This is a genomic window from Nocardia sp. NPDC088792, assembly GCF_044750615.1.
Taxonomy (GTDB): domain Bacteria; phylum Actinomycetota; class Actinomycetes; order Mycobacteriales; family Mycobacteriaceae; genus Nocardia.
In genome coordinates, this window is record NZ_JBIVKC010000005.1 from 159,848 (window position 1) to 182,513 (window position 22,666).

Annotated in this window: 21 protein-coding genes; 13 read left to right on the forward strand and 8 right to left on the reverse strand. The window is 65.3% G+C overall.

Annotated elements, in window-relative coordinates:
* Window positions 1-157: 157 nt before the first annotated feature.
* Window positions 158-1,528, forward strand: a complete 1,371-nt coding sequence (locus ACIP5Y_RS32950; RefSeq protein WP_400356125.1) for an MFS transporter — start codon at window positions 158-160, stop codon at window positions 1,526-1,528.
* 8 nt (window positions 1,529-1,536) lie between these two features.
* On the opposite strand, the gene ACIP5Y_RS32955 is transcribed toward ACIP5Y_RS32950, so the two are convergent.
* Genes ACIP5Y_RS32955 through ACIP5Y_RS32980 form a run of 6 tightly spaced genes read right to left on the reverse strand, consistent with a single transcriptional unit; the run spans window position 1,537 to window position 9,398 of the window.
* Window positions 1,537-2,226: a hypothetical protein gene (locus ACIP5Y_RS32955; RefSeq protein WP_400356126.1), complete on the reverse strand. Its 690-nt coding sequence runs from the start codon at window positions 2,224-2,226 to the stop codon at window positions 1,537-1,539.
* Complete coding sequence (locus ACIP5Y_RS32960; protein ID WP_400356128.1) at window positions 2,223-3,890, reverse strand: ABC transporter family substrate-binding protein; 1,668 nt, start codon at window positions 3,888-3,890, stop codon at window positions 2,223-2,225. Before ACIP5Y_RS32960 ends, ACIP5Y_RS32955 begins: the two co-directional genes overlap by 4 nt.
* A gap of 48 nt (window positions 3,891-3,938) precedes the next feature.
* A complete protein-coding gene (locus tag ACIP5Y_RS32965) occupies window positions 3,939-5,603 on the reverse strand; it encodes an ABC transporter family substrate-binding protein (RefSeq protein ID WP_400356129.1) in 1,665 nt (554 codons plus the stop codon).
* An 11-nt stretch (window positions 5,604-5,614) separates the two neighbouring features.
* Window positions 5,615-7,507 (reverse strand): dipeptide ABC transporter ATP-binding protein, encoded by a 1,893-nt coding sequence (locus ACIP5Y_RS32970; RefSeq protein WP_400356131.1) that lies wholly within the window; start codon window positions 7,505-7,507, stop codon window positions 5,615-5,617.
* Window positions 7,504-8,424, reverse strand: a complete 921-nt coding sequence (locus ACIP5Y_RS32975; RefSeq protein ID WP_400356133.1) for an ABC transporter permease — start codon at window positions 8,422-8,424, stop codon at window positions 7,504-7,506. Before ACIP5Y_RS32975 ends, ACIP5Y_RS32970 begins: the two co-directional genes overlap by 4 nt.
* Complete coding sequence (locus ACIP5Y_RS32980) at window positions 8,424-9,398, reverse strand: ABC transporter permease (RefSeq protein WP_400356920.1); 975 nt, start codon at window positions 9,396-9,398, stop codon at window positions 8,424-8,426. The genes ACIP5Y_RS32975 and ACIP5Y_RS32980 overlap by 1 nt, the downstream gene beginning before the upstream one ends.
* 190 nt (window positions 9,399-9,588) lie before the next feature.
* Here ACIP5Y_RS32980 and ACIP5Y_RS32985 point away from each other — a divergent pair, with 190 nt between their 5' ends.
* Entirely contained in the window at window positions 9,589-10,428 is an 840-nt protein-coding gene (locus ACIP5Y_RS32985; protein ID WP_400356135.1) for an HAD family hydrolase, read from the forward strand.
* A gap of 201 nt (window positions 10,429-10,629) precedes the next feature.
* On the opposite strand, the gene ACIP5Y_RS32990 is transcribed toward ACIP5Y_RS32985, so the two are convergent.
* Window positions 10,630-12,729 (reverse strand): N-acetylmuramoyl-L-alanine amidase, encoded by a 2,100-nt coding sequence (locus ACIP5Y_RS32990; RefSeq protein ID WP_400356137.1) that lies wholly within the window; start codon window positions 12,727-12,729, stop codon window positions 10,630-10,632.
* Between the two features lie 175 nt (window positions 12,730-12,904).
* Between ACIP5Y_RS32990 and ACIP5Y_RS32995 the strand changes: the two genes are divergently transcribed.
* Together ACIP5Y_RS32995 and ACIP5Y_RS33000 are read left to right on the forward strand one after the other, a co-directional pair.
* A complete protein-coding gene (locus tag ACIP5Y_RS32995) occupies window positions 12,905-14,404 on the forward strand; it encodes a SpoIID/LytB domain-containing protein (protein WP_400356139.1) in 1,500 nt (499 codons plus the stop codon).
* A gap of 455 nt (window positions 14,405-14,859) precedes the next feature.
* Window positions 14,860-15,108 (forward strand): hypothetical protein, encoded by a 249-nt coding sequence (locus ACIP5Y_RS33000; RefSeq protein ID WP_400356964.1) that lies wholly within the window; start codon window positions 14,860-14,862, stop codon window positions 15,106-15,108.
* Here ACIP5Y_RS33000 and ACIP5Y_RS33005 read toward each other — a convergent pair.
* Complete coding sequence (locus ACIP5Y_RS33005) at window positions 15,034-15,300, reverse strand: helix-turn-helix domain-containing protein (RefSeq protein ID WP_400356140.1); 267 nt, start codon at window positions 15,298-15,300, stop codon at window positions 15,034-15,036. The genes ACIP5Y_RS33000 and ACIP5Y_RS33005 overlap by 75 nt on opposite strands.
* 128 nt (window positions 15,301-15,428) lie before the next feature.
* On the opposite strand from ACIP5Y_RS33005, the gene ACIP5Y_RS33010 reads away from it, so the two are divergent.
* The 9 genes from ACIP5Y_RS33010 to ACIP5Y_RS33050 all read left to right on the forward strand — a co-directional run bounded on the left by ACIP5Y_RS33010 (window position 15,429) and on the right by ACIP5Y_RS33050 (window position 22,565).
* Window positions 15,429-15,680, forward strand: coding sequence for a hypothetical protein (locus tag ACIP5Y_RS33010; protein ID WP_400356142.1), 252 nt, complete (start codon window positions 15,429-15,431; stop codon window positions 15,678-15,680).
* Entirely contained in the window at window positions 15,677-16,396 is a 720-nt protein-coding gene (locus ACIP5Y_RS33015) for a hypothetical protein (protein ID WP_400356144.1), read from the forward strand. Before ACIP5Y_RS33010 ends, ACIP5Y_RS33015 begins: the two co-directional genes overlap by 4 nt.
* The gene (locus tag ACIP5Y_RS33020; protein ID WP_400356146.1) at window positions 16,396-17,142 is read left to right on the forward strand and encodes a hypothetical protein; all 747 of its coding nucleotides are present in this window, start codon (window positions 16,396-16,398) and stop codon (window positions 17,140-17,142) included. The genes ACIP5Y_RS33015 and ACIP5Y_RS33020 overlap by 1 nt, the downstream gene beginning before the upstream one ends.
* 231 nt (window positions 17,143-17,373) lie before the next feature.
* Window positions 17,374-18,249, forward strand: a complete 876-nt coding sequence (locus ACIP5Y_RS33025) for a glycoside hydrolase family 25 protein (RefSeq protein ID WP_400356148.1) — start codon at window positions 17,374-17,376, stop codon at window positions 18,247-18,249.
* A gap of 31 nt (window positions 18,250-18,280) precedes the next feature.
* Complete coding sequence (locus ACIP5Y_RS33030; RefSeq protein WP_400356150.1) at window positions 18,281-18,490, forward strand: hypothetical protein; 210 nt, start codon at window positions 18,281-18,283, stop codon at window positions 18,488-18,490.
* Window positions 18,491-18,494: 4 nt separating this feature from the next.
* Window positions 18,495-18,785 (forward strand): hypothetical protein, encoded by a 291-nt coding sequence (locus ACIP5Y_RS33035; protein WP_400356152.1) that lies wholly within the window; start codon window positions 18,495-18,497, stop codon window positions 18,783-18,785.
* A 251-nt stretch (window positions 18,786-19,036) separates the two neighbouring features.
* A complete protein-coding gene (locus ACIP5Y_RS33040) occupies window positions 19,037-19,681 on the forward strand; it encodes a hypothetical protein (protein ID WP_400356153.1) in 645 nt (214 codons plus the stop codon).
* A 428-nt stretch (window positions 19,682-20,109) separates the two neighbouring features.
* Entirely contained in the window at window positions 20,110-21,984 is a 1,875-nt protein-coding gene (locus tag ACIP5Y_RS33045) for a toxin glutamine deamidase domain-containing protein (RefSeq protein WP_400356155.1), read from the forward strand.
* Between the two features lie 2 nt (window positions 21,985-21,986).
* Entirely contained in the window at window positions 21,987-22,565 is a 579-nt protein-coding gene (locus ACIP5Y_RS33050) for a hypothetical protein (protein ID WP_400356157.1), read from the forward strand.
* The last annotated feature ends 101 nt before the right edge of the window (window positions 22,566-22,666 follow it).

A 22,666-nucleotide genomic window follows, 5' to 3' on the forward strand; every position in this document is an offset into this window, starting at 1 on the left:
CGCCGTATCGCGTGCGGCGCTCGTATGGAGTTGCTCACAGCGCGGATCGTGTTCGGGGCCGGTGTCCAGCACCGGCGAGTAGACGTCCCGAGCAGGCATCTCACATGCTGATAAAACGGTTGAACTGGAGTGTGCTCCAGCTCTTACCGTGTGTGAAATGAGCTCGTCGACAGCGGTTTCGGTCGAACGCACCGGTAAGCGCTATCCCGCCGGAGTCACCTTGGGCGCCTTGGCGCTGGGCTTCGTGATGGCGACCCTCGACGCCACCGTGGTGAATATCGCGGGGCCGGGTATCAGCGCCGGTCTGCATCTCTCGCTGTCCGGATTGACCTGGGCCATCGACGGTTACACCCTCACGTTCGCGTCGCTGCTGTTGCTGTCGGGCTCCCTCGCGAACCGGGTCGGCGCCAAACGCATGTACCTGGCCGGTTTGGCGGTATTCGCGATTGCCTCCGCGGTCTGCGGATTCGCGGTCAGCGGCGGCATGCTGGTGGGCGCGCGCATGTTGCAGGGTGTCGGTGCGGGCATGTTCATGCCGAGTTCCCTGAGCCTGCTGGTGTTCTCGTTTGCGGAGCCGGGCCGTCGCGCCCGCATGCTCGGCCTGTGGGCGGCCATCGTGTCGATTTCGGCGGGCCTGGGTCCCGTGGTGGGCGGTGTCCTGGTCGACACGCTCGGCTGGCGCAGCATCTTCATGGTCAATATCCCGATCGGCCTGGTGGGCTTCCTGCTGGCGCAGCGCATTGTCAGTGCGCCGCCCGCGGTCCCCGGCCGGGTGACGGTCCTGAGTCACGCCCTGGGCATTCTCACCTTGGCCGCAGTGTGTTTCACGCTCATCGAGGGCCCGGTCTACGGCTGGGGTTCCGCGCCGATCATCGGCTCCGGGGTGTTCGCATTGTGCGTGGCCACCGTGTTCGTGCTGCGTGAGCGCCGCGCGGTGCTGCCGATCATTCCGCGGGAATTGCTGCGGGACCGGGTTTTCACCGCATCGAATGCGATCGGCTTCCTCATCAATTTCGGTTGTTTCGGCGGAATCTTCGTGCTGGGCTTGTTCTTCCAGAATGCGCGTGGCGCCCGGCCCTTCACCGCGGGTCTGGAGCTGTTGCCGATCATGGGCATATTCCTGGTCGGAAACCTGATTTTCGCGCGGATCGGCGATCGGGTGAGCGCCCGCCGGGTCATGTTGATCGGCCTGCCCGCGGGCGCCCTGGGCGCGGTGTCGCTGACCCTCTTGTCCCCGGGGACGCCGTACTGGCTGATCGTGGTGGTGATGGGCGTCGTGCATCTCGGTGTCGGCATCAGTGTTCCGGCCATGACGACCGGCCTGATGTCCGCCGCCGGTCCGAGCCACGCGAATATCGCGGGCGCGTCCCTGAACGCCAACCGCCAGATGGGCACGCTGGTGGGCGTGGCCGTCGCCGGTGCGCTGTTCGCCATTGCCGGCTGGTACGGCGGCGCGGCGGACGATTTCGGCGTGATGGCGGGCTGCTACGCGCTGGCGGCCCTGCTCACCTGCCGCTTCATCCGCTGACCCGCGATTCAGCTCGGATCGGAGCCGCGCACCGCCGCCAGCCAGGTGGCGGTCACGGCGGCGACCACGGTGGCGCCCGCGAAAGCCGGTAACCCGCCGCCCGCCACATAAACCCACAAGAGTCCCGCGAACGGCCCGGCAATGGCGGATTGCCCATCCAGCAGCAGCCGCCGCCCGAGGCCCGCCGCCCGCGCCGCGGCCGTCACCGCCTGCGCACCGGGCCGCACGGGATTGTCGATGAGCCGCCCGACCGGCTCCGAATCCCGCACGCGCCCCGCCGGATACACCCGCAGCCCATCGATCCGCACTGTCCGGCCGCCCAATTCAGCGGTCCCCTGGTCCAGCGTGGCCAGGGCAGGTTCGAAATACACCGGCAGCCACCGATTCTTCCCGCCCAGCGTGAATTCCAGCCACGACCGGCTCACCAGCCGATGCTGCTGCCGCACCCGCCGCACCGCCACGGCCCGCCCGCCCACTGCCGCGTGCGTCCCCGCCGGTGCGTCCGAAAGCCCCGCGGGCAGCACACCCGTCGCGACCGCGAACCGAAACCCGCTGTACCCCACGATGACCACCGCCACCGCCCCCAGCATGGCCACCTGCTCCGAATCGCCGAACGGCGCCCAGGCGAGACATACCGCGAGGGCGCCGATCGTCACGAGCAGCGGGTAGGCCAGGGGATGACCCAGCCGGAAACTCACTTCAGGAAGCCGACTTTGGTGTAGTCGGGGGATGCCATGCCGAACGCGCCCCAGTTGGCGAGGTTCGTGCGGACGGCGTGGGTGCCGGAGGCCTGGTTGAACGGCAGTGAGTGCACTTCGTCGAAGATCATCTTGTCGGCCTTGTTGGCGAGTGTGATGGCCTTGTCCGGGTCGAGTTCGGCGAGGGCCTGGTCGATGACGGTGTTCAGTTCCGGCGAGCCGATGCGGGACTTGTTGCCCTGCCAGTTGTTCGGGTCGTAGTAGTAGAACTGCTTGAGCGCACCGATGGGCAGCACGCTGCCGGAGATGCTCCACTGCGCGAGCTCGTAGTTGCCGGGGTCGATGACATTGGTGAACAGGCCGGTGCCGGGGACGGTCTGAATGTCCACGCGGACACCGATCTTGCCGAGGTCGGCTTGGATGACCTTGGCGGTGTCGACCCAGGCGTCCTGCTGGTACATGACGTCCCGCAGGATCAGCTTCTTGCCGTCCTTCTCGCGTACGCCGTCCTTGATCACCCAGCCGAGGGCATCGAGTTCTTTGCCGGCTTGGTCCAGGTTGAAGGGCAGGTCCTGTGAATTGTCCTGGTAGCCCTTCTGTCCCGCCATGTAGATGTGGTTGTTCAGCGGGGTCGGGTTGTCGACGATGCCGTGCTGGCTGTTGTTGACGATGGCCTGCCGGTCGATGCCCTTGGCGATGGCCTGCCGCACCTTCACGTCCTCGAGCAGTGAACCCGGCGCGCCGTTGAATCCGATGAAGCTCCAGCTGGGTTCGGCCGCGCGGCGGATCTCGACGCCGGCGGACTGGCGGGCGGCGGTCACGGCCTCCAGGCCGGAGACGTATGCCTCGTCGAGTTCGTTGTTCTGGATGGCGGGCACGATGGCCGAGTAGTCGAGCACGCTGAGCGTGATGTTGTCCAGCTTCGGCTGGTCACCCCACCATTTGGGGTTGCGGCTCAGGGTGATCCGGTTCTGCGTGCGGTCGATGTTCGTGATCACGAACGGGCCGGCGCTGAGGGGCAGCGAGTTGCGCGCCCAATCGTTGAACGCCTGCGGCGATTCGGTGTCGGCCTTCGGGTACAGCAGGCCGAACACACCCTTCCATTCGCCGTAGGGCTGGCTGAAGGTGACCACGGCCTGCCGGTCGTCGACGCCGCGCTCCACCTTGCCGATGTGGTCGTAGCCCGCGGTGCTGGCGGCCTGGTATTGGTTGTTACCGCCGTTCAGCGCCTGCCACTGGGACTTCAGGTCCTCCCAGGTGATGGGTGTTCCGTCGGTCCATACCGCTTTCGGATTGATGGTGTAGGTGACGACCTGCGGGCTGGTCGAGGTCAGCTGGATGTCGGTGAAGAAGTCGTGGTTGACGGTGAGGTCACCGGCCGCATCGCTGTTGAACGTGATCGGCAGTGTCGGCGTGACCACATCGGCGCTGTCCGTGGTGTTCCCGTCCACATGCAGCGTATTGAACGATGCCGGGAACGAGGTGAGCGACAGTCGCAGGTTGCCGCCGTCTTTCAGATCCGTCACCGGATGCGGGTTGATCGCGTTGGTGCTGCCGAGTATCGCGGTGCCGCCTTCGTTGCCGCCGGCGCTACATCCCGTCACGATCAGCCCGAACGCCGCCACCGGTATGGCGAATCGAATCATGGTCGAACGTATCCGCATGGACCGCTCCTTCCGCCGGTTCGGCGTTTGTCGTCTCGGGCTGTCGGTCTACTTCAGGAAGCCGATGCTGGCGTAGTCGTACGAGGCCAATCCGGCTGAACCGTAATTGGCCAGATCGGACCGTACCCCGTAGTTGCCTTCATCCTGCATCAGCGGCAGTGAGTGGCCCTCTTCGAAGACCTTGCGGTCCACCTGATTCGCCATCTGGATGGCCTTGTCCGGATCCAGTTCGGAGAGGGTCTGATCGATGAGCGTGTTCAGTTCCGGTGATCCGATGCGCCCGTAGTTGAGCTGCAGGTCATTGGGGTAGAGCCCGAACAACTGCGGGATGCTGCTGAACACGAACGCGTCCCCGGACAGCGTGAACTGGCAGACGTCGAAGTCGCCGGGCTGGATGACGTCGGTGAAGAACCGCTGCGCCGGCCGGGTGTCGATGGTGAGTCCGACGCCGATCCTGCTCAGGTCCTGCTGGATCAGTTTGGCGATCTGCACCCAGGTGTCGTCGTTGTAGAAGACGTCCCGGATGACGAGTTTCTTGCCGTCCTTGACCCGGTCGTTGCCCTGCTTCACCCAGCCGAGCGCGTCGAGTTCCTTGGCGGCGGCGTCCGGGTCGAAGCCGAGGCTGTTGTCCTGGTAGCCGTGCTGCCCGCGCAGGAAGACCTGATTGTTCAGCGGTTCCGGCTTGTCGACGAGCCCGTTCTGCATGGTCGCGGCGATGCGCTGCCGGTCGATGGCCTTCGAAATGGCCACGCGGAGTTGCGGATCGGCGAGGATGGAACCGGGAGCGCCGTTGAACGCGAAATACCGCCAGCGGTTCAGCGGCGCGTGCCGGATGGTCACGCCCGGGATCGAGCGCAGGTTCTGCAGGTCGTCGATGGTGCTGAGCAGCGCCGAGTCGAGTTCGTTGTTCTGCACCGCCTGGGTCCACGCGCTGCGGTCCAGCACCCGGAAGGTGACGGTGTCCAGTTTCGGCGTGTTGCCCCACCATTCGGGGTTGCGGGCCAAGGTGATCAGGCCGCCGGTGCGGTCGATGGATTTCAGCACGAACGGTCCCGCGGAGAGTGGGAGCCCGCTCAGCAGCGACTTGTTGAACGAATCCGAGGTGGCCGTCACCGATTTCGGATAGAGCATGGCGTTGCCGGCGAACTGGCCGCGCCAGTCGGCGTAGGGCTTGTCGAAGGTGATGACGGCCTGCCGGTCGTCGACCCCGCGTGTCACCTTCGCCACCCGGTCGAAGCCGTTGCTGATGGCGATCTGGAAGCCTTTGTCCTTGCCGCTCAGCGCGTTCGCCTCGGAGGCGAGATCTTCCCAGGTGATCGGCGAGCCGTCGGACCAGACGGCCTTCGGGTTGATGGTGTAGGTGACCACCTGCGGGCTGGTGCTCGTCAATTGCACGTCGGTGAAGAAGTCGTGATTGACGGTGAGGTTGCCTGCCGCGTCGGTGGTGAAGGCGCGCGGCATCATCCACCATTCGATCTCCGCGTAGTCCCCGTCGCCACCGTCGAGCTGGAGCGCATTCCAGTTCACCGGTATCTCGGGTGTCGGCAGCCGCAGGTTGCCGCCGTCCTTGATGTCGTCGCGCGGATGCGGATCGATATCGGCGGTTACGCCGAGGCTGCCCGTCCCGGTGGGGGCGGGCGCGGTGCTGCTACAGGCCGCGAGCGCCAGTCCGCTCGCGAGAAGCACTGCGGTGCAGGCTCGTCCAATGCGCATCCGACACCCTCCTATCGGGTTGTCACCGGAACCGGCACCGCATCGATCAGTGCGCGGGTGTACTCGTGTTCGGGTGCGGCGAAAATGCGTTCCGCCGGACCGTATTCCACGATCTGTCCCTGATACATGACCGCGATGTCGTGGGCCAGGTTACGGACGACGGACAGGTCGTGGGAGACGAACAGGTACGACAGTCCGCGTTCGGCCTGCAGGTCGCGCAGCAGGTTCAGTACACCTGCCTGGATCGAAACGTCCAGGGAGGACACGGGTTCGTCGAGTACCAGCAGTTCCGGATCCAGCGCCAGCGCGCGGGCGATATTGATGCGCTGCTTCTGGCCGCCGGAGAAGTCGGCCGGGTACCGGTCGGCATGCTCGGGGCGCAGGCCGACCTGTTCCAGCAGTTGCGGCACCCGCCGGTTGATCTCCTCGCGGGATCGCCCGTTGATGCGCAGCGGTTCGGCCAGTACGTCCGAGATCGGCAGCCGTGGATCCAACGACGCCGACGGGTCCTGGAAGACGATCTGCATCTTGCGGCGAATATCGCGGCGCTGCTGTTTGGTCAGCGTCGTCACGTCATGGCCGAGGATCTCGATGCGGCCGCTCTCCGGCCGCAGCAGATCCATGATCTGGGTGAGCGTGGTCGACTTGCCGGATCCGGATTCGCCGACCAGCGCCAGCGTGCGACCCGCGCGCACCTCGAAGCTGATGCCGTCGACCGCCTTCACTTCACCCACCTGGCGGCGGAACACCACACCCTTGGTGAGCGGATACGTCTTCCGCAGTTCGCTCACCTGCAGCACCACCTGGGTGGCGTCGACCTCGGCGATCTCCGCGGGCGCCTCGATCTCCTTGCGGTAGGCCGTGAACAGCTGCTCGCTGCCCACTTCGGCGGTGCGGATGCAGGCGGCCCGATGACCGGGCGCGGTGTCCTGCAGCGGCGGTTCCGCGGCCCGGCAGTCGTCGATGACGATCGGGCAGCGCGGTGCGAACGAACATCCCGGCGGCAGCGCGTGCATGGCGGGCGGCGCCCCGACGATGGGGATGAGCGGCGACCGCGCCGGACCGTCCATGCGCGGGATGGAGCCCAGCAGGCCGACCGTGTAGGGCATCCGGGGCGCGGTGAAGAGTTCCTGCGCCGCGGCGGTTTCGACGATCCGCCCGGCATACATGACCGCCACCCGATCCGCCAGGGTGGCCGCGATCCCCATGTCGTGGGTGATGAAGATGACGCCGGCCCCGGTGATGTCGCGCGCCTTGCGCAGCAGATTCAGGATCTGCTTCTGCACGGTCACGTCGAGCGCGGTAGTGGGTTCGTCGCAGATGATGAGTTCGGGATCGTTGGCGATGGCCATGGCGATCACCACGCGCTGGCGCATACCGCCGGAGAATTCGTGCGGAAAAGCCTTGGCGCGCTGGGCCGGATCCGGAATGCCCACCAGCTCCAGCAGTTCCACCGCGCGGGCCGCGGCCTCCTTCTTGCCCATCTTCCCGTGTGCGAGCAGGGCTTCCGCGATCTGATCGCCGATCCGGTACACGGGCGTGAGGGCCGACAGCGGGTCCTGGAAAACCATGGACACCTTGCTGCCACGCAGCCGGGACATCTGCTTGTCGCCGAGTCCCAGTAATTCCTTGCCGCGCAACCGGATCGAGCCCTGGATGCGGGCCTGTTCGGGCAGCAGCCCGATGACGGCCATCGAGGACACCGACTTGCCGGAGCCGGATTCGCCGACGATGGCCAGCACTTCGCCGTCGTTGACGGTGAAGTTCACGCCGCGGACCGCGTCGACCCGTCCCTCCTCACCGGGGAAGGACACGCGCAGGTCGGACACCTCGAGCAGGGGCGCCGTGGTCTTGACCGGTTCGGGCGCCGTGGTTTTCACCGGTTCGACCGCATCCTGGCTCATTTGCCGGCCTTTCGTGCCTGCTTCGCCCGCGCCTTCTTCGCGTTCGGGTCGAAGGCGTCCCGCAGTCCGTCACCCATGAGGTTCGCGCACAGCACGATGAGCACCAGGAACGCGCCGGAGAACATGAACGTCCAGGGGTAGGTGAGCGCGTTCTTCGAGTAGTCGCCGATCAGCGAGCCCAGCGACACATCGGGGGGCTGCACGCCGAATCCCAGGAAGCTCAAACCGGTTTCGGCCATGACCGCCGATCCGACCGCGAGCGTGGTGTCGATGATCAGGATGCTGGCGATGTTCGGCACCACGTGGGTGGTGATGACCGTCCAGGTGGAGGCGCCCATATACCGTGCGGCGCGCACGAATTCGCGTTCGCGCAGGGTCATCGACATGCCGCGGATGATGCGCGCCGAGATCATCCAGCCGAAGGCCGCGATCAGTACCATGAGCAGCACCACCGAACTGTTGCCCTTGGTCTTGGGCGCGAAGAGCGCGATCAGGATGAAGCTCGGCACCACCAGCAGCAGGTCGACCAGCCACATGATGGCCCGGTCGGTCCAGCCGCCCAGCAGGCCCGCCGTCGCACCCGCGATGGTCGCGATGAACGCCGAGATGAGGGCCGTCCCGAACCCGATCACCAGCGATTTCTGCAAGCCGCGCATGGTCTGTGCCAGCACGTCCTCACCGATGGTGGTGGTGCCGAACCAATGTTTCGCATTGGGCGGCTGCAGTCGCGCCGTCGAGTCGATATCCGTGTAGCTGTACGGCAGCACGTGTGGCGCGATGAACGCCACCACGAACAGCAGCACCAGGATCACCGCCGCGGCCACCGCGACTTTGTTGCGCAGGAAGCGCCGCCACACCAGCTTGCGCCGGCCGGCGGCCACGGGTGCGCCCTGGACGATGGTCTCCACCTCGGTCATCAGACACGCACCCGGGGGTCGAGAATCGCGTACACGATGTCGGACAGCAGGCCCGACAGCAGCACCACCAGGCCGGTGAACACGGTCACCGTGACGACGATATTGATGTCCTGGGCATTGATGGCGTCGACCAGCCATTCCCCGACGCCGTGCCAGCCGAAGATCTTCTCGGTGAAGGTGGCGCCGGTGATGAGTCCGCCGAAGCTGTACGCGAACAGCGTCGCCATGGGGATCAGGGCCGTCCGCAGTCCGTGCTTGTACAGCGCGCGGCTGCGGGTGAGGCCCTTGGCACGCGCGGTGCGAATGAAATCGCTGTCCAGTACGTCGAGCATGGCGTTGCGCTGATAGCGGCTGTATCCGGCCATCGCGCCCAGTGCCAGGCCGAGGGTGGGGACCACCATGTGCTGGAGGCGGTCCACGAACTGATTCCAGAGGCCGTTCACCGCGGTCGCGGAGGTCTCGCCGGTGTAGAGGAAGATCTGCTTGCCGGTGCCCAGATTGATCTCCAGCGCACCGTATTTCAGCAGTGTGGCCAGCAAGAAGATCGGCGTGGACAGCAACAGCAGGGATACGACCGTGCTGAAGTAGTCACTGAACTTGTACTGCCGCACGGCATTCGCCGCGCCGATCAGCACGCCCAGCACGGTGCCCACGATGGAACCGACCACCAGCAGCCGCAGACTCACCCCGATACGCCGGCCCAGCTCGTCCGTGACGGGCTGTCCGGCGATGGTGTTGCCGAAGTTGCCGTGCACGACACCGTCGGCCCACGCGAGATACCGCTGGGGGATCGGATCATCCAGATGCAGCTCCGCCCGCTTGTTATCGATCACCTGTTGCGTCGGCCGCGGATTCCGCTGCTCGAGGTAATCCAGCGGGGTGAACGTCAGTGACGCGACCGTGAACACGAGAAACGATGCCAGCACCAGCAAAACGACATAGTTCAACGCACGCCGCAGCAGAAATCCGGCCATCATTCCCTTTCGGGTCGGGTCATTAGCCCCAAATAATAGGGACAGCATCCGGCATCTGCGCAGCACGCACCGGCCCTTCCCGGACAATCTTCCAGTCCGACCGGTTGCTGTCGGTTCGGACGGCCTTCCGGCACCGGCTGGGTCTCGGTAGTGAAAATCTCCGGGCGAACCGGACCTCGGATGGGGCAGGATGGAGTGGGTGACACTCTTCCACCTGCCGAAACCCAAGATGGTCGCCTCCGACGTCGATGGCACGCTGATCGACCACAGCGAGCAGGTGAGCGCGCGCACGAAGGCCGCGATTGATGCCCTCATCGCGGATGGCGTGCCGTTCGTGCTCGCCACCGGCCGCCCTCCGAGATGGATCGACCCTGTCGTCGACGGGCTCGGTTACGCACCCTTGTGCGTGTGCGGCAATGGCGCGGTCATCTACGACAGCGCCACCGATCGCATCCTCGAATCCCGCACCCTCGACGTGGAGACCCTCGCCTGGGCGGGTGATCTCGCCGAGTCCTTGCTACCCGGCTGTGGCCTGGCCACGGAGCGGGTCGGCGCCACCGCCCACGACGCGGCGACTCCCCAGTTCGTGAGCTCCCCGGAGTACCAGCACGCGTGGCTGAACCCGGACGACACCCAGGTCTCGCGTGCCGAGGTGATCGCCGCCCCCGCGATCAAGATGCTCATCCGCCTGGCGGGCGCGTCCAGCGCCGACATGCGCGAGGTCCTGGAACCGCATCTGACGGGCCGCGCCGATCTGACCTACTCGACCGACAACGGCCTCATCGAGCTATCGGCCCCCGGCGTCTCCAAGGCGACCGGCCTGGCCACCGTCGCCCAGCGTCTCGGCGTCCAGCACTCCGCCCTGATCGCCTTCGGCGATATGCCCAATGACGTCCCGATGCTCCGCATGGCCGGCCACGGCGTAGCCATGGCCAATGCCCACGAGGAAGCCAAGGCCGCCGCCGACGAGATCGCCGCGGCCAACAACGAGGACGGCGTCGCCCGCATCCTCGAACGCTGGTGGACGTGAAACATACTGCCGCACAGCCCGGCTCGCCCCATCGTCGGTGATTCACGCCGTCTCACGGTGCGCGAGCTCCCTGCGCGGACCTCGCCTCAACGCGGTGGCCACGGGACATGCTGCCGCACAGCCGGTTACAGCAGAACGCGCCGCACCCGCGAGGAGCGGATGCGGCGCGGTGTCGGCAGCGGGCGGTCCCGCTGTCCGGGGCTAGCGCCCGGCGGCCTGCGGCAGCTGGTCGGGGGCCTGCGGACCCGCGGCCGGCGGAACGGCGACGATGCTCGGCGCGGCCGGGGTGGCCGGCGCCACCGGGGTGACCGGGTTCTGTACCGCGCCGAAGTTCTGCAGCACGGTCGTCACGATGCCGGTGACCTTGTCGAAAAGCAGTGAGCCGTGCTGGAAGTCGGTTCGCGCCCCGTTCGGCACCGGGTATTCGTTGCTGGTCGGCAGGCCGAGCACGCCCGTGCCCGCGCCGAGTTGCAGGAACCGTTCCAGGATCTTGCCGACCACCGCGAACACCTGCCCGTCGGGTGTCGAGTACACGTAGCCGTTGACGAATTGCGCGTACTGTCCGCCGTCGGCGGTCGTGACGGGTTCCGATTTCGGTTGTCCCAGTGGGCCGTTCGCGCCGCCTTCTTGGTTCCAGTAGCGCGCCACGGAGCTCCGGTTCAGCATGCCCAGCAGCTTCTGGGTCAGATCGGCGAGCGCCGCGAGATCGGAGCTCGTGTCCGGGCTGCTGGGCGCGGTCTGCGGATTGGGGTTGCCCGCATTCTGTCCGGGCACCGGCCGCGGCTTGGTGGTCGTCGGTGCGGGCACTCCGCCCGCCGCGGTCTCGGCCATGGAGCGGATCTTGTCCATGAGCGCGTAGGCGGCGTCTCCCGGGCAGGTGGTGTTGCCGACGTCGCGGTGCGCGAAGATGATCGGCAATTTCACGGCCTGGCCCAGCGGGTATTTGGTGTAGTCGCTGCCCTCGGAGTACATGGTGGTGGACCCTTCCGGGTCGATGCCGGCGACCTTGGCGCGCCATCCGATGTACTGGGTCATGGATTGCACCGCGATATCGGTCGGCGGATCGTCCTCGTGGTCACCCATGAATGCCACGCCCGCGGTATTGATATTGAATCCGCCCGCGTGCGCGCCTTCGACGGGCTTGTCCATTCCGCCGTAGCGGCCTTCGAAGATCTGCCCGTACTTGTCGACCAGTGCGTTGTAGCCGATATCGCACCAGCCCAACGTTTTTGCGTGATACGCGTAGATCGCGCGCACGATGCCGGCGGATTCGGCCTTGGTGTAGTCATTGCGACCTGCGGTGTGGTGCACCGTGATTGCGTTGACGGCATCGTCGTAGGTCGGTTCCTCGCACCGCAGCGATTCGTCCGCGCCCCATTGCGCACGCGTGATCACCTTGGGCCCGCCGCCCGGCAGCGGCGCCGCCACCGCGGACAGGTTCTCGTCGATGGAGCCGCGCCCCGGATCGATGAGGACCGCGGCCAGCTTCTGCAGATCCACCTGCGCCGGATCGGTCTGCCCGGCCAGCGGTGCGGCATCATCCACGGGCGCCGCGGCCTTGCGTGTGGTCAGCACCTGGACGGCCTTGGTATTGCCCACGTAGATCGGCTCGGTGCCCGACTTCTTGGCCGGTGTATCCCGGCCTTCTTCCTGTTCGGCCGAATACCAAGGCCCCCAGGTGCCATCGGGCCGCTGCGCCCGGATCATGGCGGTGGTCCCGATCATGTCCTTGGCGGTCAGCGCGACCATGCTGAACGGTTTGTCCCTGGTCAGCAGCTTGACCTGCGCGCCGACCTTGTCGACGAGGTCGCGCGGCACGGTCCCGGAGTTGAGTGCGGGTGCGTTCGGATCCCCGGGCACGACCTGCTCCTGCGGTGCGGCCGGAGCGGTGGGATCACTCGGTGCGGCGGGCGAGTCGGCAGCCGGCGCCGGGTCCGCGATGAATCCGGGCTGGTTCTGCCCTAGTCGGGGTAGTGGAATTTCGCGGGGTAGCTGTACGCCGGGCGGCAAGGGCAGGCCCTGCGGCACCGGAATCGACTTGGGCAGCGGCAACATTCGCAGATCGGACAGGTGCAGGTCCGGCAGGTTCAACCCGGTCAATTCGCGCAGCGGCAATGTGATGTCCGGCGCCGAAGCCAAGGCCACCTCGGCCAGTTCCGCTGGTATAGCTGCCAGATTGCTCTCATCCGCGTTCTGGACATCTCGGGTGTCACTCAGGGCCAGCAGGCCGAACGGCGCCGTTATGGCCAGCACGGTGACAACCGGAAGGACGTAGGGGCGTTTCGGTCTGCGGTACGGCACGAGCATCTCCCTCATTCAGCTGAAACTCATGAACATCGCCGGGCCGTCAATGTTGATTCCGGACGCGTCAACGATCACACTAGTCCCAACAGTCACAAAATATGAACGTATGGTTGAGGATTAGGTTTGTGAGTAACTCGAATGTAGCCCTGACCTTCGAAAGAACAGGTATGACATGCCGAACGGGTACCTACAGGGGCGCCTCCGACGGCGCCGCCTGATCGTCCTATCCGTCACCGCCGTCACCTTCACCGGCGGCACCGCGGGCCTGCTCTGGGCCTGGCCCGACGGCGCCTTCCGCGCCACCGCGGGCGTCGGCCACGGCCGCGGCATGAGCCAGAACGGCGCCTTCGACCTGGCCGGTCAAGGCTGGAATGTCGACCGCATCCTGGCGAACTACTACCCCGGCGCCGACCTCGCCACCATCGGCGCCGCCACGATCCGGGTCCGCCTTCAGGGCCAGGACGACAAAACCCTCGACATCATCTCCGAATCCCCCTTCTTCGTAGCCGGCCGCCGTGTCATCCCCGGCCAGGCCGCCCATCTCGACCCCACCGCCACCGGCGCCAAGGTCACCATCACCCAGGGCTGCGACGGCAACACCCTCTGGGAGGGCGACACCGACGACCCCTGGGCCTACCCCGCCGCCGACGGCACCGACCGCCCCGCCAACGAACAACTCGAAATCTGCGGCGGCAACGCCTACCGAGGCGACCTCGGCGTAGCCCTCGACAACGGCGCCGCCCGCACCGTCAACGACGTCGACATAGACGACTACCTCCGCGGCGTCGTCCCCGCCGAAATGGTCCCCGACTGGGCCGACCGAGGCGGCGCCGAAGCCCTGAAAGCCCAGGCCATCGCCGCCCGCTCCTACGCCCTAGCCGAAAAGCGCTACTCCTACGCCGAAACCTGCGACACCACCGACTGCCAGATGTACCCCGGCACCGACAAGGAAGACCCCCGCACCACCACCGCCGTCCAAGCCACCACCGGCCGAGTCCTCGTGCACGACAACCACATCCTCCGCACCGAATACTCCGCCGCCCCCGACGGCAGCACCCCCACCCCCGCCTCCGCCATGGAGGTCGGCCCCGCGGTATCGGACTTCCCCGCCCCCCGAATGCCCTCCCTCCCAACAGTTCCGGACCTCCTACCCCCACCCGCAGCCCCCACCCCGGTGGACCCCACCACCCCGCCCGACCCGAACACCCCGCCCGACCCGAATGCCCCGCTGGACCCCAACATCCAGCTGGACCCGACCGCCCCAGCCAACCCCGCCACCCCTGGCGACCCGAATGCCCCAGCGACTCCGGGCATTCCACCGACCCCCGCTGTCCCGGCAGACCCCAACGCCCCCGCCAATCCCACTCAGCCCCCCGCAGTCCAGGACCCAACTCTCGCCGGCCCGACGGCCCCGACCACGGTGGACCCGGCCTCCCCGCGTCCCCCGGGCCAACCCCCGTCGAGGCCCAACCCCCGCACCCGAGTCGGCACCCCCGCCCCGCCGCCACCCAACCTGACCCCGTTACTCGACAACCTCTTCCGAATCCTGGGCGCCCGCAAGGGATCCCCGGACCCGGTGTCCCCGGCCGTGCCGGTACAGCCGGGCGGCACCGCCGCCCCGAGTACCGCCTCGACGCCCACCCCACCCGCCGAGCCCAACACCCGCTACTGATCATGCTGTGGTCAAAAACCCGGTGAAAGCCTCCTGACGGTCGGAAGAACCCATTTGCCGAGGTGGAAAACAGTTGGTGAAGGTTCCCTCCGCCATATTCCTGCGGGCGATAACTCGCGGTTAACTTGCTATCGCAGGTGGAATGGCTAGATCCGTTGCGCAAGAGCGGAACTCAAGAATTCAATGTCCGTTTGTGTATACTTCCGCCCGGCAGCATTACCCGAAGGTGATGCACCGCAGGGCATCACGGACAGGTGGAAGTATGCGTTGAGTGTGGGCGTGCCGTAGCGATTGTCGGGAGATCGCGCGGTGGGGTGTTGCTGTCCGATGGGGATCGAGCCGGCTCGGCGTTGCGCCAGGTTGCCACCATCGACTCGTCGGCGGTCTTTTCATGACTTGATCGGGTCGATTTTGGCAGTCCGCGCTGGCGGATCTTTACGAAGGGGAGTTGCACGGTGTCCGCAGACGCTCTGGTGGCGTGGTTCGTTCGAATTTTCGATCACGATGCCTTGACGATCGTGGCCGAGGGGTTGGGAATCGAGACGGCACAGCGAATCGTGCAAGGCGAGGCCACGATTGCGGACCTGTTCCTGGCATCGAATGTGCTGGGCTGGGAGTTGGGTGATCTGCTACCGGGTTCGTTCGACGAACTCCACGGCTCGGTTCATGATGTCCAATGGCGAGACGCCGAGTGCAGTGCATAACGCGAAGAGCTGATGCATATCGGGTGAGCGCTCCCCGTTTTCGAAGCGCTGAATCGTACTGACCGCCACGCCTGAGGCGGCGGCCAGCTGGGGTCGAGTGAGGCTGCGCCGTGCACGCGCGGCCCGGAGCTCATCACCCACTGCCCCGTTGATGCCGTCGTGGAGGTCCTGCAATTCCATACGGACCATCATGAAGTCCGAACGGCGTTCTTGCAAACACCTCTAAGCAGGTTCACAGCGGATCGTTATAAAGCATAACGATCCGGTAAAGGTCCCATACGGACTTGAGACAGGTCCGTATGGACCTTAGTGTACCCCGTATGGACTTGCTGAACAGACATATCGCCCTACGCGTGTCACAGGCGATGATCGTGGCCGATATGAGCCTCGTGCGGCTCTCGGCCCACACCGGTCTCTCCACGGCAGTCCTGGCCTCGAAGCTCACCGGCTCGGCCGCCTTCCTGGTTACCGAGCTGGTAATCGTCGCGTACGCCCTGAACCGCAGCCCCGACGAATTCCTGCCGCAGGACACCGGATCGCGCCGCGGCCGCGGGCGGAGCACCGCCGCATGATCGAGGTCCTGATTCTCGGCGGCACCTGGGCGCCGCAGGGTGATCCCGTCACCGAAACCTTCGCGCGCACGCTGGATCTCGCCCGCTTCGCGCCGCGCATGATTCCCTACCCGGCGGATTACGGCCGGGCCGTGTCGTTTTCGGAGAGCAGCGCCGCGGGGAAGGCCGCGCTCCTCGCCGCCATCGCCGCCACGCCCGGGCGAATTGTGATAGCTGGATATTCGCAGGGCGCCGCAATCGCCGGCGATGTGGCTGCCGAGATCGGCCGCGGACTGTGGCCGAACCTGGAGATCGAAGCCTGCGCGCTCATCGCGGATCCCCGCCGCCCCGCAGGACAATGCGTCGGCGTCGACCCCGGCGGCTACGGCATCGCCGGCCAGCGCTGGATCGGGAACGTCCCCGCTTTCTGGGCTGCGGCCCAAGGCGATCCGATCACCGCCCTACCCGCGGGAAACGCCCTCCGCCTGATCGCGGACCTGTCCGAATACCTCTGCCTCACCAGCCCCGACGCCGCGATGCGGTGGGGCCGCAGCCTGATCGACATCGCCCGCCACCGCCGACTCCAGCGCTGGTGGACCCCCAAGAACGTCAGCGCCTGGACCGGCGCACTGGCGTATGCGCGCGGCTATCTGACCGACGGCCGCCACACCGAGGACTATGTGCGTTTCGGGCATGCCGCCCGGCTCGCCGAAACCATCAATCGAGAGGTCGCGTGATGCAGTACGACGAGTCGGACCAGCTGTACCCGAGCACGGATGCTCTTCGCGATCTCGTTGCTGTACTGCGTGAAATCCCGGAATTGGCAACCGATCTGGAGGATGCGGTCGCCGGTCGCGTCCGCCTCGGCGATCCCAACTACCGCCTGCACTCCCGCACCAGCGACCAGCCGCTCCCGTTCAATCCGAAGGCGGCCGCCGTTCGCGACCGGTTGCACGCCGTGCTGGTCTCCTGGGTGCGCCTGATCTGTGAACAGCGCGCCCTCGAATACTCGGGCCCGACCTCGACGGGCGGCCTCGCCCGCTGGCTGGAGCGCAATATCATCGCCTTGGCCCTGACCGAGGGCGCGGAAACGGCTCCGAATGAAATCCGCTCCGCCGCTGCGGCTGCCGAGCAGATCGTCTGCCCTCCGCCGCAAAGGATCACGGTCGATGCCGCCGGTCTCGCGGCCGCCCGTCGGGCGCGCCTGAATGTCTCCGGCATCGCCACCCTGGCCAAGGAGCTGGGGGAGGAGTTCCATAACGTGACGGTTCGTCGTCTTCAAACCCTGCGTGATGCCGGCCGTATTCACCCGGTCCCGGGTCCATGGGCGATCGATTGGCCGGAACTCTATGTCGTCGGCGAGGTGCTGGATGCCCACCTGGCCTACCCGACCCGTCAGCGACGCAGTTCGAAAAAGCCTGTAGCCCAGTCTCATTCGAGGTCATCGGCGCTGGTCAACGCGAATTCCGGAACCAGGGCTTGACTTTCAAGATCGCTTAGGTGAAACTGATTGCAGCGCCACAGTTGCGCCTTCTTCCCCACTGAGGGAAACCTCCAAGGCTCGCCCCGCAGGCTACATCGCTTGCCGGCGGGCCTTTTTGCTACCCGACTCCCGATTATTCGAGAGGAGGTGAGACGCAATGCTCGTAGTTCTCCAGGACATCGTGAAGCTGGTCGGTGATCTGCTTCCGCTGCTGCTCCCACTGTTCGGGCTGTGACTCCCCGACCGATCCGGCTGCCACCACGCGAAAGGCCCGTAGTGACGATCTTCGGCATCGACATCTCCAACAACAACGGCCCCGACATCGATATGGCCGAGGTAGCCCGCGAGGGTTTCGCCTTCGTCTTCGCCAAGGTCACCGAGGGCGACTACTTCGTAGACGCCACCTGGCCGGCCTACCGCGAAGCCGCCTGTGCGAACGGTCTTTTCATCGCGGGCTACCACTACCTGCGCGGCGATTGCGATGTCGAGGCCCAGGCCGACCTGTTCCTCGAACACGTCGGCGACGTCCCCACCATGGTCGACTTCGAGGCGAACTCCGGTGACATCACGACCTTCTGGTCCTTCGTCGAAGCCCTGAACGCCTGCGGCCGCCGCCTGGACCTGTCCTACATTCCCCGCTGGTACTGGCAGCAGATCGGCAGCCCCGACCTCTCGCAGGTCCCCGGTCTCATCCAATCCAGCTACGTCAACGGCCGCGGTCCCGCGACCGCCCTCTACCCCGGCGACGACTCGTCGTTCTGGAACGGCTTCGGCGGCAAGGCCGTGGACCTGCTCCAGTTCACCGACTCCGCCCTGGTCGCAGGCCATTCGGTCGATGCCGACGCCTTCCGCGGCACCCTCGACGACCTGTGCTGCCTCTTGGGCACCCCGCACCCCACCGATGGAGGACTCATGGCCCTGACCGACTCCGAACAATCCGACCTGTACCGCAAGGTCACCGACATCTGGACCCAGCTGCACGGCCCGAACGGCCACGGCTGGCCCCAACTCGGCACGAATCCGCAGGGCGAGAACCTCACCCTCGTGGATGCCGTAGCCGGACTGGCGAATCACCTCGCCAACCCCGGCCCGCAGGCAGCGCAATGACCGCGCCCGCCTCCCGCTGGAAGGAAACACTATGCGTATCACCAAGGTTCCCGAACCTGCCTTAATCCGCTCGATCCTGGTCGCGGTCACCGGCATCGTGGCCTACCTCCTCGGCCGCCAGGTGAACACCCACTGGATCGAGGCCGTCCTCACCCTCTACGGCCTCTTCACCCCGGTAATCGCGGGCGCCGCCATCAGGCCCGCCGTCACCCCGATCTCGAAACCGGCCGGTGAGGGCTGATCCCATGTCCGTCAGCCCCGAACTCATCCAAGCCACCGGCGTGGCCATCGCCACCATCATCGGCGCCGTCACCGCCTGGCAGGCCCGCGAGGTAGCCAAACTCCGCGAACGCGTTGCCGCCCTGGAAGACCAAGCCATCAGCGACCAACGCCGCTTCCGGGACGCGATCCGCCTGATCCGCGCCCTCCAAAGCCACATCGACGAACTCCTGGCCTTCCTCCGCCTCCACGTCCCCGGCCAGGACCCACCCCCGGCGACCTACAAGATCCCCGCCACCCTCGAAGAGGAAATCTGACGGCCCTCCGCCGTCCCCAGCCCATGCGGCCGGCCCCCGAAACCACTCCACAGGTTAGTAACGCGGGCTCAGAGCCAGCCGCATGCCCGCCCCTTCGAGCGCGCCCGTCTCCCGCAGGTGGTCCGCGGTAGCAGACAAGGTCGCAGCACAAGGGGCGCAACGGGTCCCGCCCCCGACCCTCCCCTCATCCGGGGGCGGGACCCACCCAAATCCATAGATCCCGAGCCCGGGGAAGGGCTCGGGATTCTTTCATGCCCACACTCCGGAAGGCCCTGATACCGATGCCCGAAAAGGAAGTCGTCGAATCCATCAGCTTCGGCAACCACCAGCCCCCTCCGGAGTACACGAAAACCGACACCGGCCAACTGGTCACCCCCGAATTCCTGGCCCTCATCCAGCAATCCCTCTCCGGCAAGCTCACGCCGAACCAGCAAACCGAAGACCTACCCCCCGAGGTCCGAGCCCTAGCCGAAGAACTTTCGGTCATCCACCTCCCGGAATGGGAAAGCCAGGTAGGCCGAAAACTGGCCGAGCCCACAGTAACCGGCATCAAACAAGCCACCCGAGTAGCCGAATACCTCGTAAAACGCGGCGTCCGCCTCCACCCCGACCTCGAAGAAATCCGCTGGCTCACCACCCCCGGCGGCCAACCCGGCGTCTTCGACACCGGCATCCACATCACCAAAGACGCCAACGGCAACTGGCCCGCCCCCGACCCCGAAGACTTCTACGACCTCGACCAAATCCAGGTCACCCAAACCGAAGCCGGCCTCTGGTCCGCCACCCACCCCCGCGGCCTAGCGGTCGAGGCCCCCACCAAAACCGACGCCTACGCCGACCTCGTCGACCAGCTCCGCCGGCGGATCGAACAGGCCCGGCGGACCCGTGAAGCGTAGCCATGTCGACTACTCAGTTCGAGACGATGAAACCACCACCGTGGGTCGCCCTCCGCTCAACAGCATGGGACCGCCTGACCACCAACACCATTGCACGTGGTGACAACGCATACGGCGCAGAAGACGTTCGTGTTCATGATTTGTCTGTTTCGGGTCCTGTTGCCGCGGCACAGAGGTTTCGTCGGCTCCAGGATGCGCGGGATTTGACTGAATCGGTTGTTCCGGAAGCTGTTTCGGGTCAGCCGGTGGTGTTGCAGGATGTGGCAGGTCACATACCGCCGGTTTTGGTGAGGCCGGATCCTGAGTTGCCGCGCAAGGTGGAGGAGCGTACTGCGCCTCGTCCTGCGCCGGAGTCTCCGGCTCCTGTCCCGCCTGCGCCGCCGCCTCCGGCTGTGAGTCAGCCGCCGCGATCGTCTCCGTTCACTCAGATGTATGAGCTGCCGGGTGAGGGTGATCCGGGGGTGCCTTCTGCGAAGGTTCCGAAAACCTTGGAAGAGTTGGCGATTCCTGGCTATCAAGCTCCTTCGCCGCCGGTCAATCCGGTGATCCAGGAGATGATCAGTCCGGGCCCGACGAGCCCTGCTGCGGATTCCGGCCCGAAATCACTGTTCCCGGGCGTCCCGGGGCTCGAGGACCAGGTTGGTATTCCCAGGCCGGTTGAGGTTCAAGCGACTGCCTCTTGTGGGCTGCCGACGCTGGTTGTGCCTGGTGTGGTGCCGGATTCGATCACGCGTCCGGACATCCGCCTCATCCCCAAACCGGGCTATACCGCACAGCAGTTGAACGATGACATCAAGGCCTACTACCAGGGACGAGTCCCCTGGGTCGGCCCTGTCAATCCTTACGACGCCGCGAGAGCCCGTTTGCTCGCGGCGCAATACACGCCGCTGGAGCAGCGCAACGACCTCGAGTGGGCGTTCTACGAGCCAAAAAACGACGACGATCGGGCCGATCAGCAGGCGGCGTTTCGGCGTTTGCATGATGCCGGCATTCGGTGGAGAGATCCTGCTGTCGAGAAGTATCTGCACGACGACAAAACCCAATGGCTCATCGACCCCACTCAACCCGCGACCAACGCCGCGCCACCGCGGTTCTCACCCGCAGAGATTCGCCGGCAGATCATCGATATGAACCGTCCTGATGTCGATCCGAAGACGTTCCTCAACGATGCCCTGGTCGAGATGACGATCGGTCCGGCGATGGTGCTGTGGGATGCCGCCCATGATCGTGGCGACCACAGCGGCTGGGAAATCACCATGGCTGCAGCACAACTGGGCCTCGACGTACTGATGATCCCCGGCGTCGGCAGCGCCGCGGCGAGAGGTGCGGGTCTGGGCCTGCGCAAGATCGCGCCGGAATTCATGGCCTCACTCGAAGCAACGGACACCGCCGCCGACGCTCTCCGAATCAGCCGCCAATTCCAAGACCAGCAACTACTCAAGCAAATCGACACATACGGCCAACGAACCGGACTACCACCCACCCACATCGCACCCCCCCTGGAGCCAGCACCTACCGGCCTGAATGTAGCCCCGAATGTCGTAGCAAAGCCACCAGAATTGGTAGCTCCGAGCGCGGATTCGATCCTGGCCCGGCCGCTGCCCGAAGTACCTCCCACTTCACCGATCGCATCAGCAACCCACGGGTCGGTTGAGGCCGAGATCGCTGTGGCAACATCCTTTGGCCCCGCGAAGGCCACGATTGTCACACCACGTCCGCAAGAGCTCGGAGTGGGCCTGAACCATGGGGTACCTGATACTGGTCTGGCCGGAGCCATTTCGATTCGAGATATTGCGACGCCGGTTCCAAGTCGTATTTCGGATCCCAATTCACTTGCAATTCACTCTGAGTCGGCAGGCGAGAAGGTTCTTTCGCTCCTCTTCAATCGAGAATATTCGAATTTGATCGCTGTGAACTCGAAGAATTTCCATCTCGGTCTTCCTGGTTACGACCTCAACTGCACTAGGTGTGTCGTCGCAGCCGACCGAACTCTGGCTGGCACTCCGTCGGTCGCGGAACCGCTCAAGAGTATGGATAAAACTACGTACGTGTCGAAGGAACTCGGCGGAGTTTGGCGCGAAATGTCGAGCTATCGACAAATTGTTCGATATATGAATCAATGGGGGCCGGGCTCACGTGGCGTGGTCTTCATCGAGAGGGTGAACCGGGGACGTGGAGCGATCACCGGACATGTCTTCAACGTTGTGCACGACAAGAATGGTATCGTTTTCTTGGATGCGCAGAACGCCAAGTTCGCGCGGCTTGAGAATTTCAAGAAGCTACACTTCCTGAGGACAAATTAGAGATGAATGAAGAAGAGGATATCTCCGCCGCTCGGGTCAAAGCTCGGGAGTTGTTGGCTAGAATTGAAGACGAACCCGGAACGCTGAGGTTCTTCAACGGGGAGTTGGGGGTGCCGGAGTATGATGACTACGGCGATTTCCTGGTCTTCAATTGGAACAGCGTCGAATATATGAAATCGGGCGATAAACTTGATGCACTTATCGTTGGCCCGATTGCGGTGCCCAAGGGCGGCGCGGAAGACGCTTTCTTTGTCGGCACGAGCCTGGATGTGCCAGAGGCTTTGGAGAAGTGGCGTCGAGAACGGCTGAGTCAGCCTGGGTATGAAGTATGCGTTATCGAGGTCTCTTCGGGTGCCGCCGCCGGAACTAGTTTCCTGATGGACAGCAGAAAATTCGATGCTGGTGACGAATATGATAATGCTTGTCTGGACTTCTTTCTAGCGCTCAAGGGGTTGGGGATAGCTGTCGAGTTTGAATCGGAAACGATTCCGTTGAACTCTGATGGGCCTGAACTTCCTGATTGGACCGAACTTCGTGAATTGCTGTCAAATGATGGTCGAGCGGGTTCAGATTCCGAATAGATAGCTGAGGAGAAGTTCGAGTGCCGGATATGCCGCGTCAGCAAGAGCTCATCAATGATGTAGTTACGCATCTCTGGCTGAATGCGCCTTCGGGCAGGGTT